Raw genomic sequence first — 15549 nt, 5'->3', positions numbered from 1 at the left:
TTAAAAATCCTCCATGGTCAATTGTTCCATGGTCACGTGGTCGAATGGCACGGCGTTAAACTCTCCTGTGTCGTCTACTGCTACCACCAGCAATTTTCTGTCGCTAACTTTCGGGAAACAGGGCGACCGCCAGGTGCCGTCCTCCTGGCTCATGCTGGTACATAACAGGGCGCCACTTTGTCTGTGAAAAATCATAATGCGCCGTTTTGCTGCGCTTCCGTCTATGTCCAGGGTGCCGCCCACCGCATATTTTTCTTTGCCGACGTCTATGGACCTGGTGCCGTGGAAAATAAGCTCGCCGACAATCATGCCCTGAACCCTTCGTCTATACGGATAAGCGACTGTGATTTGTAGGTGTATGATCCTACGTAACAAATGCCGTGCGGTATCCCTAAAAACGTCATGTCGTCCTGGGTTACTTCGGTTACCACACTGTCACTCCATAGAAGGTCGGCGTGACATGGCATATAGTAGCCTGGCAGATAGCCGCGCATTGTGTAGTTTTTTCCATCGTTCATATATGGCCTGGATATTACCATCTGCCCGTTAAACGGATAGTTTAAGCCAAAACCATTTCCGGAGTGTGCACCGACAGGCCCGGTGTTGTACATTGAAAATACAAGACTTGTCGTAACCGTGTTGTCAGGCGGATAGCCTGCTGAAAATCTGGGTACATAGGTGTAGTTTGCAGACGCCGAACTGGGAGATTGGCCATAGACTAAAGCTCCCGTACCGTATCCGGATTTGCCAACCAGGGCGCAGGCATAGCTGTCCCCAGGGATAACAGATTCAAAATCGCCGAAAAACATGGTTGTCGTATATTGAGCCACATCCACTATGTCTGGCTCTGTCGCTGTACGTGAGTCAGCATTTGGGTACACAAACAGATAAAAACACCTGTTGTCTGCTATCATTATCCATGGGTGGGGAACGCCCTCGTAATTTTGGTTGGGCGCTTTGCAGATTGAAGCGTATTCCGATTCAATAGTTGGAAACCGATCGCTGCCTGTGTCAACATCGGACATGGTCATGTAGCCGCAACATTCGGTATATGATCCATATCCGAGTATATTGGTTTCGTCTTCATGTACCCGCAGGTAACAGCCCGTACCGTCAACGGGGTCGTTCCTAAAGGCCGCCGTCCGCTCAGTTATTGACACGCCGGTGTCAAATTCAAGTGACCAGCCAGCCGCCGGTTTGTCCCCGTAGCCATCCACAAGGCAGGCTTTTAAGAGTTCAATGGCGTAGCCGATCCCCAGCATTACCACCGGGGCGTCGGTATCGTCCCACCTGTAAACTGTTGGCGCGCCCATTAGTCAGCGTCTCCCCTTACCTGTATTGTGAACTGGTCGTTGGGCTCGGTTACCTCCCCGGAAAGGGTGGTCCGTGCAATCCATACATCCTGGTTGGCTGCTGTGGTATTGAATCGCAGGCAATAGCCGGTCGCCCATCCCGAGCCCCAGCCGTCGGCGTCAATGGTGAAATACGGCACAGCGGTCGCCGGATTGATCGGTGCACAGGTGGTGTATATGTCGCCCTGGGCAATTACGCCTACGTTTTCGCCTATAACATCAAAGGTGGTCGCGCTGGTGAACCTCACCAGCCAGCGCTGCGTAATTGCGCCTTTGTTGGTCACTGCTATGGGATAATTGACCGTGTTGTAGTTGGCCACCGTGGTGTTGCCAATTACCTCATTAGCCCACACGTTGGTCCAGGTTTGCTGGTCAAAAACATTGGTTACAGTCGCTGCCAGGTCGCCATACAACAGGGCGCTGCTCACATAGGATCCCGCCGGATAATCATGCTTTAATTGCGCCCCCACGTTAATGTTTCCCGTGATTTGAACGTCAGTACACAAAAGCATATCCTCGCGCCTGTGGTTGGCCACCAGGGGCTCGGTGTATCCTGTCAGGTCCAGGGGATCAGCCATTGTTACCGTGCCCGTGGCCAGGTCCACTGTGTATAATGTCTGCGGCACATACACGCCGTCAGCGTCGTAGAGTTCAATCAAACTCACATCACCCCGGGAAAGGTTGATAACCTGGCTTGCAGTCAGACCATTGGGCAGCACGTCGGCCAGGCTGTGGTGGACCACTATCACGTCACCGTCGTTGCAGATAGGCACCCGCCCGTCGCTTGGCAGGCGTACAGGATCAATGCCGATTAAATCCGCGTCAAGCGGCAAGTAACTGTACGCCACACAGGAATAAACCAGGCTTTCAGCCTTTACCCCGAAAGGCACCCACATATTGCCGTCTGGCTGGATCATTTCAGCGTCGTACCAGTCTTCGGACTCGTTGCCAGGCAGTTTTGAAGCCAGCATAACCACGCCAAAAATAAGGGTCACAATGCCGGTTTCATAGTCGATATAGCCTTGGCAAAAGTCGCCGGTAATAGCACCGGAAAAGTTACTGGTCGCGTTTACACTGGTGCCATCGAAGAGGGCCCCCTGCAGGGTAAAGGATCCCGGGCGAATCGGTGCGCTGGGTAGCCGGAAAGTAACGTCCGCAATGGGGTGGCCGCCAACCTTGGTAACCAGGCTGTGGATATTGATTGTTGCCTGGGGCTGCAGGCCTTTAGGCCAGTATGTTAGGGTAACTATGCCGGTCGTGTAGTCGATTTTCCCGCACTCGGTGCCCACGCCGCTGGTGGCGTTAATGGTGTGGTATATGTTCCCGTTGCGGTCGTAAAAGTAAAAAGTCCCACTGGTGGCCACCATGGAGAACAGCACCGAACCTGCCACGATTTCCTCTTGCCGGTTGGGTGTCAAATCAAAGGTTATTTCCGGTGCTTCTACGGTTTCGCTTTGGGTGGCTGCAGCGGATCCGGTTAAGGTGTACCTGGCGACTGCCGACCCGCCCAGGCCGAAAGAGGTATTGGTTTCGTTTACCTCGACGGCTTCCTGCACGGTTTTGGTAACCGGCCTGGTGGTTGTTACTTCCATGCTCAAAGCTGGGCTTGAGCTGGTGCCGCTTCCGCCTGGTGGGGAAGTCCATAAGAGAGACATGGCTTTTTCGTCCTTTAGTTGTTAATCGTTCCAGACAATAGTGGTTTCCGATGATTCGTTGCCGGTCCAGGTCGTGGTCGTTTCCGTGCCCTCTACGGTCACGCTTTCATATTTCACATACATAACGTCTGCCGAGCTGGAACCGTCCAGGGTAATCTCGCCGGTGTTATAGTTGATCGTCCCGGGCGTCACCAAAGCGGTTACCACGGCATTGCCCTCGGCGCCTGCATGACCCAGGGCCTCGTCTACGCTAAAATTTTTGGCCGTCAGGTTGCCGTTTCCGTCGTCTGTCAGCCAGACAGTTCGCTGATAGGTCCCTGCCGTGAATTGTGCCTCTATGCTCACTGACCCCGGCTCTATGGGATAATTGGCGAGCTGGATAATTCCTGGGCTGTTGCTGATCGTTATCGCTTCGGTTTCCCTGGTTGCCTTGCTGTAGGTAATGTTGATACTGGTTGCCGGATCCGCTGCTGTTGCAAAACAAACGCATATCTTCCCGGTGGCATATTCCACATAATTGTTGCCGGTCGCGTCTATGATTGCGTCGTGATCCACCAGACCGCCCGCGCCGTCGTCGGTAATGACATAGGTGGTATCCATAATGATGCACTCTATTTCCAGGGTGCCTGGCTGTATGGACTCGCCCGCCACGGTATGCTGCCACTCGACACCTATGCCGGTGGTGGTGCCGCCCCTGGTACGAAACTCTACAGGGGCCGACCAGTTAACTATTATCCTGGTGCCTACGTCCGGCAGGGCTCCACAGGTAACCACAATGGTCCCGGTGTTGTATTTCACCGTGCCGGATCCGGACGGCCCGCGCAGGATCCCCTGGCCGCCGTCTTCCAGCCGATACCATTTCCCGGCCACCATATAATCCACGACCACTGTGCCGGGCTCCGGCAATGGCTGCAGGTTCAAGGTGTAATTGTACCCACGGTTACCGAGGGTCACGTCGATGTATGTTGAATTGCCCAGGCGCCTGGATCCTGCCGCCGGTTGAAAGGTGGTGGTGCAATTGTAGTTTGTAATCAGGGTCGGACAATCTGCGTCAAAGGTAATGGTCGCGTCTGCATAGTTCAGCGTACCAACTTCCTGGCCGCCAACGCCATAGGTCACGCGCCCGCCGATGTCGTAGCAATAATGGCCACCGCCCCCAAAAATCAGGGTGCCGGGTACGGGCGAGCAAGGCAGGTATGCTATGGCACCTGGGCCGATGGTTCCCACAGTGGGCACGTTGACAACATTGGGGCCGCCCTGAAAAATCACAGGAATATTGCCTGGCGTCTGGTCTGCGATTGGTGTTTCACTCTGGGCACTTGGCACCAGGTGGGTATAGATTGAATCCACCACAATGGAGGTATCGCCAGCATTGGCCGCCTGGGCCAGCCCCATAGCCCCGTAATATTTGGCAGCATCGGCCACCAGGGTGGTATATATCAGGGCCTTGCCGGTTTTGTTCTGGTCGTCAAACTCGTACCCCTCAAAGGTATAGCGCAGCGGGTCGCCCAGCTCACAGGTTACGACGTCGTAGGTTTTGGAGCCGGAGGTGGTGGTGTTGGCCTCAACACTGGTCAGGCGAACGTATTGGAAAAGCTCGCTGTCTCCGTCCTCGCCGTTGGTCAGGTAAAGAACATCGCCCACGCCTGGCAGGTCTTCACCTACTGCCTGGAAAAACTGTATGGCCCTGGCGCCTTCGATCTGCTTGCCCCACAGGAAACCATTGTACCTGGTGCCCTGGACCACGTAGGACTCGATATGGTCCTTGGCATCGGCCCGCACGTCGGTGGACGACTTGGTGGTGAAAAGGGTGGTAAATACCAGGGGGTCGTCCGCTGGATCCGTTAAAAGCACGTGGGCCCCGGCATAGGTATCGGTGTTGTCTGTCATGACCGAGACGTAAGCTTTTCTTAAAGAAACGCGACCATATACGCGGTCTAGGCGTGAAATATCTGGAAACAGATTGTTGACGTTACCGTCTACCACCTCCACGCCGCTCATCATGCCGCCGCCGTCGCTGTTGTCGGTCAGGCGCTCGCTGGCCATAAGTTTTATGTCTGTTTTAGCAATCGCCATATTATGAAACCTCTATCAATCGCAGGGTTATTCTATACAGGTCGTCGGCTTCCTGCGGGTTCTGATGGTAATCTGGCTCGGCGTCCATGGCCGAGTTGCTGGACTTGTCAAATTTGACCGTAAAGGTCCGCCCGTCGTGTAATGTCAAAGTCATGTCAGCGTCGCCTGCGTCCTGAAGCGCCTGGATTTGCAGGACCACCGATCTTTTAACCAGGCCAAAAGCCCGGCCATTACTCTCGTCGCCAGATTTCAGGGTTATGGGTCGGCCTGCCTGCCTGGCTGACGCCTCTATCAAAAGGGATCCGGCGCAGGAATAATCTCTTTCATGGATTACCGGCGACCAGGCGAATTCATCGGCCCATTGTAAGGATCCGGGTAGTTCAATTGTTCCTAGTGTTATCATGCTCTCATTCCCGCCGCTTCGAGCTGGTTTAACAGGGCCTCGACGTCGCTTTCCGATCCGGTGACGGATCCGCCTTCGAATTTAAGCTCAACGACCTTATCCGCTTTCCGGTTGGAGTCGTTGACGGTCACCTGGGTGACTTCATGCTGGCCCGCTATGTTTTGCATGGCTGCCTGCATTTCCTGAATGCCTTTTATGTTGCCGGCGTCTACTTTTTCCATGGCACTCTCGATCCGCTCTGCAAGGGCGTCTCCGGCTGCCTGGTCAAAAGCGTTTTGAAACTTCTTGATATCTTCCTTTGTCCAGCCGTATTTTTCTTCCAGGGATAGCTCTTTCTTAGACTCGTCCTCTTTGGTGTCTGGATCGTCCTGGCGATAGCCGAAAACATTGTCATAGTCGTCTTTCGCGTAGTCCGGTATTTCTTCGTTAAGTTCCTTTATGGTCTTTTTACGGGCCTCAACTATGGCAGCCTCGCCGTCAATGATCTGCTGTTGTTGCTTGGCAATTTCTTTGCTTACATTGGCCACGGCCTGGGCTGTCTTTTGCTGGACAGCCACGTGTTTGCTGCCGGTCTGTTTGGCGCCGCTGTCAATGTCGGCGTACATTTCGGAAAAGATTTTTTTCGTGTCGTCGATTTCCTTTTGCACTGCATCGGTATCGCCGCCGGTTATCCACTTCCAGGCCTGTTTGATCCGCAGGGCGCCGACCACAAAAGTCTCGACCATGGCGGTGGCCGCTTTCTTCACGATGTCGAATTGGTTTAGCCAGTTGCCGATCATTTTGCCGACTTCCCAGGCCGCCAATAAAAGAAAGGCACGTTGCAGGCCTTTGACCGCGAAAGTCGCCCCTTGTAATCCGGTGGTCAGTTTCCCCAGGGTGCCGGTTAATGACACAGCATTAACGCCAACCAACTGCAGGGCGGAAAAAATCGGCGCGATACCCAGGCGCCAGGTTGCAAAGGCGACCGCAGCCGCACCCACGCCGGAAATAATCATTTTCATGGGGGCCGACATGTTGGAGGCCGCATCCATTAATTTGGTCAACCCATCGGTCACGGTCAGGATAGCCGGAGCCAGGGTTGAGATAATCTCTGTACTCAAGGTGAAAAAAGCCAACCCCATCCTGTCGATGGACTCATTAACATTTTCCACATTTTCACGATCCAGGGCAGAAATGGAGTCGTTCAACTCTGCGGCTGCAGCAGCCTTTTTCTTGAGCGCAGCCCCTTCATCTTTGAGCAAAGGGATCAATCTGGAAGCATCGTTGGCCAGGGCCTCCATATAGAAAATCTGCTGCTCGGCAGAAACACCTGTCTCATCCATAGCCTTCTGCACAGCTACAAAGGCATCCGGACCGGAAAGCTTTGCCAGCTCCTCGGCTGTCAGCCCGACCTGGGAAGCAACATTCTCGAAAAAATCGGCAAACTCACCGCCCCCGGTGGCTATAAAATCTCCGACCTTATCTTTAAGGTCCTTGTTCATGTCGGCAAACCCCTCAACCGAGATGCCAACCGACTTGACAGCCGTACCATAGGCCTGCAGCTCATTGGGAGCCAGCCCTGCAATTTTAGCAAAACTCTCCAGCTCGCGCTGGGCATCGCCAATTTGCTTGGCCATGGCTCCGATGCCGACACCCGTGCCAATAGCCCCGGCAAAGGCAAACCAGGAAGATTTCACTTTCTCAATCTGTGCTGTCCAGCCATTAGTACCTTCCCGCAGATCAGCAATCTGGCTTTTCATGCGCTCGTGGTAGGCTGCTAATTCTCGCTGCGATCTGGTCCCGCTCTCAGCCAGATCCTTGTACGCCTGCTCAAGCCCTTTAACTTCGACCTCGATGTCGGCAAAGGATCGAACGCCCAGGGCGTTTTGCGCAGCCAGTACTTTGGCCTGGCTTTTAGCCGCTGCCTCAAGTTTCTTTTCTTCGGCTGTCAGGTTGCCGGTGTCAATCTTGGCGTCTTTGAGTTTTGCACTCAGTTCGCCCAGGGCAGTCTCTTGTCGGCCAACCTGGTCGGCCAGCTTTTGCACGGCGTTGGCCTGGGCCTTATACTGCGCAGCTATTGCCGGGTCACTTGAATCATCGTAGGCGCTTTTCAGCCCGTTCAATTTGGTCTCGACCGCCTGAATGGTGGCTCGCTCTTTATCCATGGCCAGGCGCTTTTTATCTATGCGCAGGGTCAAGGCGTCCACGGCGTCGCCAGCTTTTTTATACTGGGCGGCCAGGGCGGCGGTTGGATCCTTTTGGTAGGCTGCCCCCAGGTCGGTATATTTTTGCGTGGCTGTTGTCAGTTCGCGCTCAAGGATGGAAAGGGCCTGGACCTGCAGCCCAGACTTTTCTGTTAGGTTTTCAAGGCGTGCGCTGGTCTTGTCGATACTGGCGGCCAGCTTCGGGTCTTTGGACTGCGAAAGGGCGGCAGCCAGGGCCAGGGCTTCCTGCTCGGCTGCAGCCAGGGCGGTTTTATTCTTTTCCAGCGACGCATTAAGCGACGTAAATGCCTGGACGTTTTTTAGGTCGTTAAGGTCGGCGGAAAAGGACTTGAAAGCGCTTGTGCCTTCATATTGCGCCTGTATTGTGTAGACAAATTTACTCGCTGCATTCGCCATAAATGGGCCGGAAAAAATACGTTGAAAGGATTGGGGCGGTCTATTTCTTCTTGCCGCCCCCTGCGCGTTTTAGCGCTGTCAGAAACAGGGAAAAGCCATAATCCCAGACTCTATGGTGGCCGCGTTCTATTAAGGCGCAGGCGGCCTCTCCAATGGTAAAGCGGCTCCTGCCAGCTTTAGCTCGATGATTTTTTTTAGTCGCCTCATCGCTGCGACTAAAATAGGGTTTAGTTCTTCCACCGCATCAAAAAGCGGTGCCAGGGTGCTTGGGGTCTTGCTTCTCATGGCCCCCAACGCAATGCCGGTTGACAGGGTGACGGCTCTGGCTGGTGCGTCCCGGTCCAGTAAGATATCCAGGGGCGTGGGCTGGTAGTTGTCCAAAAAACCCTCCATTTCCTCAACAGTCAGCTCTTTGACCGTCACCTCTTTATCCAACCAGTTAATAATTTTAGATTTTCTCATTACAGGGATACTCCGTTAATGCGACCAGGGGACGTTTTGCCGTCCAGGGTCTCAAAGGTGGTTGAAAATTGCAGCTCTTCGTAATCGGTGTCAGGATCCGAAATAAGGTTTATTTCCGTGCCGGACGCCAGGACCACAGAGTCAAATTCCGCGTTAATAAGTTCGCCTGAATACTCGTCCTCGCCGTCTATCAGGATGGCAACACGAATAAGGGTTTTGGTACCGATCTCGACCCGGTAACCACTCTCGGCGGCGTAGGTGTAGCCATAGCGAACCTTATCCCCTGCGGATATCTGGCCGCCCTCTACGGTGGTCCACATACCCAGGGCCGTGTTAATCAGATAATCGGTGCCAAGCACATAGGTGGCTGATGTGGTGTCTACGTCTTCGGTAATTTCCACGGCGCTGATATTCTGGTGGCCCATTGGCTCCCACTCGCCAGGCTTCGGCGCTGTAAGCGTGGTTCCGGCTGCTGCCGTGACCGTGCCGCCTGCCTCTGTCATTGCCACCTCTTCGCCAGACAATGCCCAGGCCAGGGTTTTCGCCAGCCACTGGTTAATGGTCAAGGATCCGGATATGGCCGAAAGGATGTTGCGCACGTCCAGGTTTTGCCCTGCGTTCTCTCTCATACGCGAAACATTGACTTTCTGTTCAGTCTCCACCTTAACAGTGAACGGATAACAGTTGCCGACCTTCATATAGCCGCTGGTCCGGTTTTTGTTTCCATCAAGCGTGGCCATATAAACCGTGCCGATAAAAGCTCTCGATTTTGCTCCCATGTTATTATTCTCCTGCCTTGTTACGGCATGTTGAATTGCAAAGTCCCGCAGGCGTAATAGTACGGGTGCGGCTGCAGCCCCTCACTTCCTGGGCGTGGGTTTGGTTCGCCAATCTCAAAAGAGAAAGGCGTCTGTAATTTATAGGGCGCAAAGCCCCGGTGGTCCGCCAGGCCGGAAAGGGCCCCGACCAGTTCCATTATGTCGTTGGTGCCGTCCTGAATGGTGCCGCCGGTGTAAATGCCTGCGCTTATTGCCACCTTGAAATTCCCGCGCCGTCTAAAATCCACTTCCATTTTGTAGATGGCAAAGCGGACAAAGGGGCACTCTTCACCTTCCTTCCAGGTCTGCGAGCGTGCCGGCAGCATGGTGTGTATGACCTGGGGAGCGATGGTTGTTCCAGTGGGTTTATGGTAGTAGCGCAGAGCCCCTGTCAATTCCTGGACTTTCGCAGTGAATAAAGCGGTAAACTCAGGGGTCATAGCTTGCCTTGCAGTTTGACGAAATAGTTCAGATTTCGCTCGAATTTGACGGTAAATTGATCTGCCAGAAAGGCTTCCTGCTCGCTGAAAAACTCTTCCACATGGGTAGCGATGGGAATTGCAGCTCGAACCACAGGAAATCTGCCGCGCAGTTCAGGCTGAGTGTCGAAACGGTCACCTTTTCGGGAACTGGTGGGGTACAGGTCAGGTGAATAATGTGGAGAATGCAGCCTGATCCATACTTTCTCCTGGGCACTGTAGATCGAGGCCAGAAATGCGCCTGGGTATTTCCTGCCGGCAACGGTTACTCCCTTGGCATTTTGTTGGGGTGAACCGATGGCAAAAGGAGAAATATCCCAGGTACCGACCCACACTTTCATGGTGCCGTCGTCTTTTCCCACACTGGAAAAAAACAACCTTTCGCCCAGGGCCCGTTGGGGTATACGCTCCGCCTTAGAAATCCGTTGTTTCAGGCCGGTCTCAATGGTGGTTTGTAATTGCCGTAGGGTGGCTGACCTGGCTTGTTTAATCTGTGCTTCGGTAGCCTCGATGGCAGCTGCAACCTTATCCAGACGCTTTTTATCTACCGCCAGCTGCAGTCTCATACCCGGTACCCTGTGATGGCTATCTGTAAAACTTCACCTTTCCAAGGCACCGAGTCCACCGTCCACTGGCTGCCATCAAGGATCAATTCCAACCCCGGAACCGGCATAAAACCCAAATCAGAACGTAAGACATACAGGTTTTGCTTTTCAGCCTGAACTATCTCCAGACTTGCATAAGGGGCATAGTCCCTGAGCTCGCGGATACCTTTAATGGTCCAGGATCCCTGGGCAGTACTGATGGTGATTTCAACAGCCGGCCCCGACGGATCAGCCAGGACCGCAGCAAAATCATTGATGTGCTGTATCTGTGCCGTTGCCACTTTGTGCTCCGGTTATGCATTAAGTTTGACCAGTACGGTCAAATCGCCGGCCGCTGCTGGGGCAAAGGCTTTACCTGCCGGCACATTGGTGTTGGTGGTGTCGATCTCGCCTGCAGTATCATCCCAGTACACCTGGGCACCCTGGTCAATGGCAAGAGCTGCCTCTTTGGGCAGTTCCCACACTTCACATGTTGCCAGGGATCCCTCTGCTCCGTTAGCGATGTCACCCAGCGCCAGACCGATCATGCCGGTAAATGCAACGATATCTCCAGATGCCACATCGCTTCCTGAATCATTTGTCCAGGGCATGACATCGCCTATCTGTACGTGTCCTCTAGCCATAATGTTCTCCAATCTTTTTCATCTGCGGGACAGAATTCAATTCTGTCCTCAGCTATCTTTTAAATCTGTGGGACGGAATTCATTCTGTCCTCAGCTGACTTTAACTGCGCGGAATTTTGTAAGCGCCGATATGATCGACCACACCGCAGCCGAAATCATGCCGGCACACATAGGTGATGGCACCTGTGCCGAATTCCATCTCATCATCCACAAAGGGTTGTTCATTGCCCAGCAACCAGGCTACCTCGATGATCGGCGCCTGGTTGGGATGGGCCAAAAGATAAAAAGGATCGTCACCATCAGAGAGATCAAGCAATGGATCAGTTACCGGGGTGAGTTTGCCTGCCCAGGGGTTATGCACGCCGCTGGAAAGATTGACATCCGGCAGGGCAGCGGAGCGAAGCAGGATATCTGCATTCATCTCTTCATCGGTACCAGCCAGAAGAAAGGCAGGGGTGACGTCCAACGTTTCGCCAGCCATACCTTTTTGCTTGCGCATGGCTGCACGGGCCTTGCCCAATGTCACTGCATCTATATCGCCTGCAGCAGCCAGGTTTTTATGGTCTGCATGAAACAAGGTCTTGCCATCATTCATGGCAGGGTTGGAAAGCAGGAGGCCGTAAACCATCTTGTTTTCCATGCGTTTGGCAGCCGTACCGATCATGGTCGGTATTCGGGTAAATGCCCGCAGATCGTCGTTAATCAGCATGACCCGGGTAAATTTGGCCTTGATGCCCTTGGTGATAACCTTGTAGGTCTCTCCGGCTTCGCTAAAATCAGCGGTCTTGAACTCTCCGTGTTCATCCAGCTCTTCAAGATCAGGTGAGTTGGAGAGCTTGAGCGCATGCAACTCCTTAAAATCGTTGGCATCGCCCACAGCAACCCACTGGCGATAAGTAGACGGCGCTTCTGTATAAGCTGCCTGCAGGTTCCGGTTGGCAACATTGGACATCAACAAAGGAAAGTCACTGGACCCAGCCGGAGAGAGTGCCCTGCTGGAAATCTGGTCAGGATTCATGCCTCTGCAGCGAATACCTGCACGCTCAAGGCATTCCCTGGCAATATCAGGTAATCGCTGGCCACGGAATTCATTGGCCCCGGCAGCTGGCTGCTCTATTCTGCGACCGCTACGCATGGCAAGACCGTCAACTACTGCGGCCCGGAATTTATCGCGATCTTCGGTACCGACCTGAAAACCTACGCTTGCCCCGGCGCCGATGGTCTGCTGACGTTGCTGCAGGGTATCAAATAACTCGGAACGGGCCTGTTCAATACTAAGGCCGCGATCAATCATGGACCTGGCCTCTTCAACTCCCAGACCGGCAACGGCACAGGCATCTTCGATGGCCCTTGAGCGTTGAGTTTCCTGGGCGATCATGGCCCGCACTTCTTCAGAAGACATTCCCGCAGCAGAAGGCGGTTCATTATCGTCGCCGCTATGCTGACGCGCACCGGCAGCAGATCTGTTTGCCTGTTGCCTGCCTTCTGAAGAACGCTCACCGCCAGGATCCTGGTCGGCCCGTTCCGGCCCGTTATAGGCAACGTCATCAACCTGGAGTTGTTTATATAATTCCCACGCCTCTGCTTCGGTTGCGTCGGCGCGGAGCCCGTTTTCGATCAAAAACTTTCGTAACTTGGGATGCATAATATCTCCTGCTTGGTCCCGGTTAGATGTTTACCAATCGGCATCCGCCGGCATCACAAAGGCTCCGAACCTTGGCCAACTTATCCGCGCCGATGGGCGTGTTTGAAAATTCTTTCAGGTGCCACTCGTAGCTCACCTTGAGCGGACCTGTGAAAATCTGATTTTTAACTGCCGCTTCTTCACCATCAGGAATCCAGACTGATTTCGTTACAGCGTAACCCACCGAGCCGTCGGTTAGATGCCCGTCCAGCACCTTCTGCCTGGTGCGCTGGGATTTTTCATCCGCGCAATAACTCACCAAGCCGTCAATGGCAGGGTATCCACCTGCTTCCAGATGCTGAAAATCTCGTACCGAGCCCAGCACGTCGTCCACGCTCCAGCGAGAATGGGAATCCAGCAGCGGCACCTGGCCGTTTTCAGGGATCATGATCCCTTCCATCAGCAGGACCTCTTCCACAAAATCATAGCGATTCCAGTCAAATACCGTTGCCGGCATTTCTGTGGTAAGCACCCAGCGAATGGCATTTTCTGTTGATTGCATCTGTCTTTGCAGAATGGAATTAAGCTCACCCCTCAGCTGACTGGACAAGTTTTGCATGATAGAATCCAATTCTGCCCTGAGCTGACTAAGCAAATCATTCCCCTCAGAACGTTCACCGTTAGTCGTTTTAACAAGTGGCGCTGTGTACGATATGTTTCTAGCCTGCATGCCAGGACGAATACCTGCAACCTCAAGCTCTTGCCTGATGGCATTTCGTATCTCCGCCCTTGTGATCTGCGGGGCAGAATTCAATTCTGTCCTCAGCTGACTAAATCTCGGCATTACTCTGCTCACTCAGTTGTTGGTTTTGAGCCCGTGCCTGCAGCAGCGGAGTCAGTTTGGCTTCGCAGTCAATGGCCTCGTCCACCAGCTCGTCCCAGTCATATCCTTGAGCTGCAGCCTCTCTGCGATAGGTGGAAAGCACCTTGTCTATCTTCTTACCGCTTGCCTGGGAATCCTTGAGCGGCTCCACCCAACCCCAGCCAGGATTCTGGTGGCTCACAGCCTCCAGGTACGGCCATGGGTTGGTGCGGAAACCGGGCATGCTGCAGGGAGCAAGCCCGGCCATCCAGGCGGCCTCAATGAACCAGGCAGCGACTTTTCGGTTCATCTTTTCGTTTAAAAACATCTGCATGCCGCCATATGACAAACGTTCTTCCAGAGAGGCTGAACGGGCAGAAGAGTAGCTTGCATCGGTATAATCGTTGGCATAGGCTTCGTAGCTCATGCCGAATCCTGTGGACTGGGTACGGCGGGATTCCTTTACATACGGTTCGTACTGGGTGCCGGGGCGGTTATGGCTGGCAATGGTAATGTCAGCGCCATAGGGAACGGCCTGAATACGGCCCGGATCGATGTATTCCGGCATATTGTCCCAGGTGGTGGGCCAGTTGCTGTTCTCACCTGTTTCTCCGGCCTGGATGCCGATGCCTGGATGCCCCATATCTGCATAGTTGGATTTCACGAAAATCCCGAAAGCCGCAGCCAGCTTGGCGCCTATACGCTCGTAAGCTCTATAATCCTCAAGGTCGTAGGCTTCCATCACCACAGCCACTATCCAGGGAATACCGTGATACTGGCTTATCCTGTCCCGCTCGAACACATCGACAATCTCACTGGCAGGTATACGAATGGATTGCTGCACCATGGAGGTATAACCGCTATCTCCCGGGTGCTCAGGAAACAGATGATAGGCAACCACCTTGCCGGTACGCGGATCAAGCTCCTTACCCTGTCGGGCAATGTTGCCGTTTTTCAGTACACCGTCCATGGAGGTATCCAGATGATCTCGTTCCAGCAACTCAAGCCGTAAGGGGACCACGCCAGGGATAGAGGTATCCCAAACCCGGTGGATAAAAAAACCGCCGTCAAACCACATATGGCCCAACCCGAGCCGTTGTTGCGCCCAGAAGGAATCGTGCCCGGAAATATCCGCATACCCGGCCCAGCGGGAAAACAGTTTTTCCCAGGCCCTATTGGTTGCAGTATCCAGCTTGTCACCCTTATCCCGAAACTGAAACTGGGGACGAATACCGCTACGTACAGCATTGTTGACAATGCGGCGAATGCCTCCCCGCACAGATGGATTGTTCTGCGCTTGATCCCTGCACCTGCCGATAATGGTCTGCATGGTGCGCTTGCTGTCGGCATCGGCTGACTTGGGGCGTGGCCGAAAATTCTGGTTGGAACCGGTCAATTCACCCGCCACATAGGTTCGATACAAATCACGGTGGTAACGGTAGCGGGCAGCCCTGGCAGGACTGCCCAGAGCAAGAATGTTGGCGGTAAGGGAAGTGAATGCATTATAGAGCTTCGCACTGGTCGAGGCTTTCCCGACTGCCAGCTGCATCAGCGGCGTCCCCCGAACACGGCTGATGCATGGGATAACCGACCGCTGCGGGAAAGAACTGCAATGGTGGCCTCCAGCCTGCGGATCTCGGCCTGTATTGGAGCAAGATCGTGCTTGGTATACGTCTGATTACCAACGGTATACGTTTGGTTCGGACTCGTCAGAACAGCTCGTTCGGCTTCCAGATACAGCGCCAGTCTCTCTTGTGCTTGGGTCAGGGTCAAAGTCGTTCCTCGCGTAAAAGAAAATTCGTGTTTTGATTTACGCAAAGGATAGAGCAGGAAATTTCAGAAAAAAAGCACCTCAGTACCACCGGTAGTATTGTACTACTGGTAGCACTACACATATTGTACTGGCATGGGAAATGCTATTTATACAAGTGAAAATGAACTCTGCCTGAATAGGCGTGTTGGTGGTTCAAATCGTGTGGGTGAACAAATA

At 53.7% G+C, this 15549-nt stretch carries 16 protein-coding genes; all 16 read right to left on the bottom strand.

Annotated elements, in window-relative coordinates; genetic code table 11:
• The 16 genes from G493_RS0104630 to G493_RS27785 all read right to left on the bottom strand — a co-directional run bounded on the left by G493_RS0104630 (nucleotide 1) and on the right by G493_RS27785 (nucleotide 15332).
• Nucleotides 1–309: a hypothetical protein gene (locus G493_RS0104630; RefSeq protein ID WP_028579441.1), complete on the bottom strand. Its 309-nt coding sequence runs from the start codon at nucleotides 307–309 to the stop codon at nucleotides 1–3.
• Nucleotides 306–1313 (bottom strand): hypothetical protein, encoded by a 1008-nt coding sequence (locus tag G493_RS0104625; protein ID WP_028579440.1) that lies wholly within the window; start codon nucleotides 1311–1313, stop codon nucleotides 306–308. Before G493_RS0104625 ends, G493_RS0104630 begins: the two co-directional genes overlap by 4 nt.
• Entirely contained in the window at nucleotides 1313–3007 is a 1695-nt protein-coding gene (locus G493_RS0104620; protein WP_153306429.1) for a hypothetical protein, read from the bottom strand. Before G493_RS0104620 ends, G493_RS0104625 begins: the two co-directional genes overlap by 1 nt.
• A 21-nt stretch (nucleotides 3008–3028) precedes the next feature.
• Nucleotides 3029–4753: a hypothetical protein gene (locus tag G493_RS0104615; protein ID WP_153306428.1), complete on the bottom strand. Its 1725-nt coding sequence runs from the start codon at nucleotides 4751–4753 to the stop codon at nucleotides 3029–3031.
• 331 nt (nucleotides 4754–5084) lie between these two features.
• The gene (locus G493_RS0104610) at nucleotides 5085–5486 is read right to left on the bottom strand and encodes a hypothetical protein (RefSeq protein WP_028579437.1); all 402 of its coding nucleotides are present in this window, start codon (nucleotides 5484–5486) and stop codon (nucleotides 5085–5087) included.
• A complete protein-coding gene (locus G493_RS31795; protein ID WP_051309010.1) occupies nucleotides 5483–8086 on the bottom strand; it encodes a GumC domain-containing protein in 2604 nt (867 codons plus the stop codon). The genes G493_RS0104610 and G493_RS31795 overlap by 4 nt, the downstream gene beginning before the upstream one ends.
• A gap of 129 nt (nucleotides 8087–8215) precedes the next feature.
• Entirely contained in the window at nucleotides 8216–8548 is a 333-nt protein-coding gene (locus G493_RS0104600; protein ID WP_028579436.1) for a hypothetical protein, read from the bottom strand.
• Entirely contained in the window at nucleotides 8548–9327 is a 780-nt protein-coding gene (locus tag G493_RS0104595; RefSeq protein WP_028579435.1) for a phage tail tube protein, read from the bottom strand. The genes G493_RS0104600 and G493_RS0104595 overlap by 1 nt, the downstream gene beginning before the upstream one ends.
• 20 nt (nucleotides 9328–9347) lie before the next feature.
• Nucleotides 9348–9806, bottom strand: coding sequence for a hypothetical protein (locus tag G493_RS0104590; protein ID WP_028579434.1), 459 nt, complete (start codon nucleotides 9804–9806; stop codon nucleotides 9348–9350).
• Nucleotides 9803–10411, bottom strand: a complete 609-nt coding sequence (locus G493_RS0104585; RefSeq protein ID WP_028579433.1) for a hypothetical protein — start codon at nucleotides 10409–10411, stop codon at nucleotides 9803–9805. Before G493_RS0104585 ends, G493_RS0104590 begins: the two co-directional genes overlap by 4 nt.
• Nucleotides 10408–10731, bottom strand: coding sequence for a hypothetical protein (locus G493_RS0104580; protein WP_028579432.1), 324 nt, complete (start codon nucleotides 10729–10731; stop codon nucleotides 10408–10410). The genes G493_RS0104585 and G493_RS0104580 overlap by 4 nt, the downstream gene beginning before the upstream one ends.
• Nucleotides 10732–10743: 12 nt before the next feature.
• Nucleotides 10744–11073, bottom strand: a complete 330-nt coding sequence (locus tag G493_RS0104575; protein WP_028579431.1) for a DUF2190 family protein — start codon at nucleotides 11071–11073, stop codon at nucleotides 10744–10746.
• Nucleotides 11074–11173: 100 nt separating this feature from the next.
• The gene (locus tag G493_RS0104570) at nucleotides 11174–12718 is read right to left on the bottom strand and encodes a phage major capsid protein (RefSeq protein ID WP_028579430.1); all 1545 of its coding nucleotides are present in this window, start codon (nucleotides 12716–12718) and stop codon (nucleotides 11174–11176) included.
• Between the two features lie 22 nt (nucleotides 12719–12740).
• Complete coding sequence (locus G493_RS0104565; RefSeq protein WP_028579429.1) at nucleotides 12741–13541, bottom strand: hypothetical protein; 801 nt, start codon at nucleotides 13539–13541, stop codon at nucleotides 12741–12743.
• Nucleotides 13528–15108: a phage portal protein gene (locus G493_RS0104560; protein ID WP_028579428.1), complete on the bottom strand. Its 1581-nt coding sequence runs from the start codon at nucleotides 15106–15108 to the stop codon at nucleotides 13528–13530. Before G493_RS0104560 ends, G493_RS0104565 begins: the two co-directional genes overlap by 14 nt.
• The gene (locus G493_RS27785; RefSeq protein ID WP_035273639.1) at nucleotides 15108–15332 is read right to left on the bottom strand and encodes a hypothetical protein; all 225 of its coding nucleotides are present in this window, start codon (nucleotides 15330–15332) and stop codon (nucleotides 15108–15110) included. Before G493_RS27785 ends, G493_RS0104560 begins: the two co-directional genes overlap by 1 nt.
• Nucleotides 15333–15549 lie beyond the last annotated feature (217 nt).

Source organism: Desulfogranum japonicum DSM 18378 (assembly GCF_000429945.1).
GTDB classification, from domain to species: domain Bacteria; phylum Desulfobacterota; class Desulfobulbia; order Desulfobulbales; family Desulfobulbaceae; genus Desulfogranum; species Desulfogranum japonicum.
The sequence above is the reverse complement of the archived record's forward strand: the minus strand, read 5'-3'. Positions and strand labels throughout refer to the sequence as shown.

What these genes read in the sequence shown, in the direction of transcription:
- G493_RS0104630 (WP_028579441.1), bottom strand. Translation starts at nt 309, where the DNA reads ATGATTGTCGGCGAGCTTATTTTCCACGGCACCAGGTCCATAGACGTC.
- G493_RS0104625 (WP_028579440.1), bottom strand. Translation starts at nt 1,313, where the DNA reads ATGGGCGCGCCAACAGTTTACAGGTGGGACGATACCGACGCCCCGGTG.
- G493_RS0104620 (WP_153306429.1), bottom strand. Translation starts at nt 3,007, where the DNA reads ATGTCTCTCTTATGGACTTCCCCACCAGGCGGAAGCGGCACCAGCTCA.
- G493_RS0104610 (WP_028579437.1), bottom strand. Translation starts at nt 5,486, where the DNA reads ATGATAACACTAGGAACAATTGAACTACCCGGATCCTTACAATGGGCC.
- G493_RS31795 (WP_051309010.1), bottom strand. Translation starts at nt 8,086, where the DNA reads ATGGCGAATGCAGCGAGTAAATTTGTCTACACAATACAGGCGCAATAT.
- G493_RS0104600 (WP_028579436.1), bottom strand. Translation starts at nt 8,548, where the DNA reads ATGAGAAAATCTAAAATTATTAACTGGTTGGATAAAGAGGTGACGGTC.
- G493_RS0104595 (WP_028579435.1), bottom strand. Translation starts at nt 9,327, where the DNA reads ATGGGAGCAAAATCGAGAGCTTTTATCGGCACGGTTTATATGGCCACG.
- G493_RS0104590 (WP_028579434.1), bottom strand. Translation starts at nt 9,806, where the DNA reads ATGACCCCTGAGTTTACCGCTTTATTCACTGCGAAAGTCCAGGAATTG.
- G493_RS0104585 (WP_028579433.1), bottom strand. Translation starts at nt 10,411, where the DNA reads ATGAGACTGCAGCTGGCGGTAGATAAAAAGCGTCTGGATAAGGTTGCA.
- G493_RS0104575 (WP_028579431.1), bottom strand. Translation starts at nt 11,073, where the DNA reads ATGGCTAGAGGACACGTACAGATAGGCGATGTCATGCCCTGGACAAAT.
- G493_RS0104570 (WP_028579430.1), bottom strand. Translation starts at nt 12,718, where the DNA reads ATGCATCCCAAGTTACGAAAGTTTTTGATCGAAAACGGGCTCCGCGCC.
- G493_RS0104565 (WP_028579429.1), bottom strand. Translation starts at nt 13,541, where the DNA reads ATGCCGAGATTTAGTCAGCTGAGGACAGAATTGAATTCTGCCCCGCAG.
- G493_RS0104560 (WP_028579428.1), bottom strand. Translation starts at nt 15,108, where the DNA reads ATGCAGCTGGCAGTCGGGAAAGCCTCGACCAGTGCGAAGCTCTATAAT.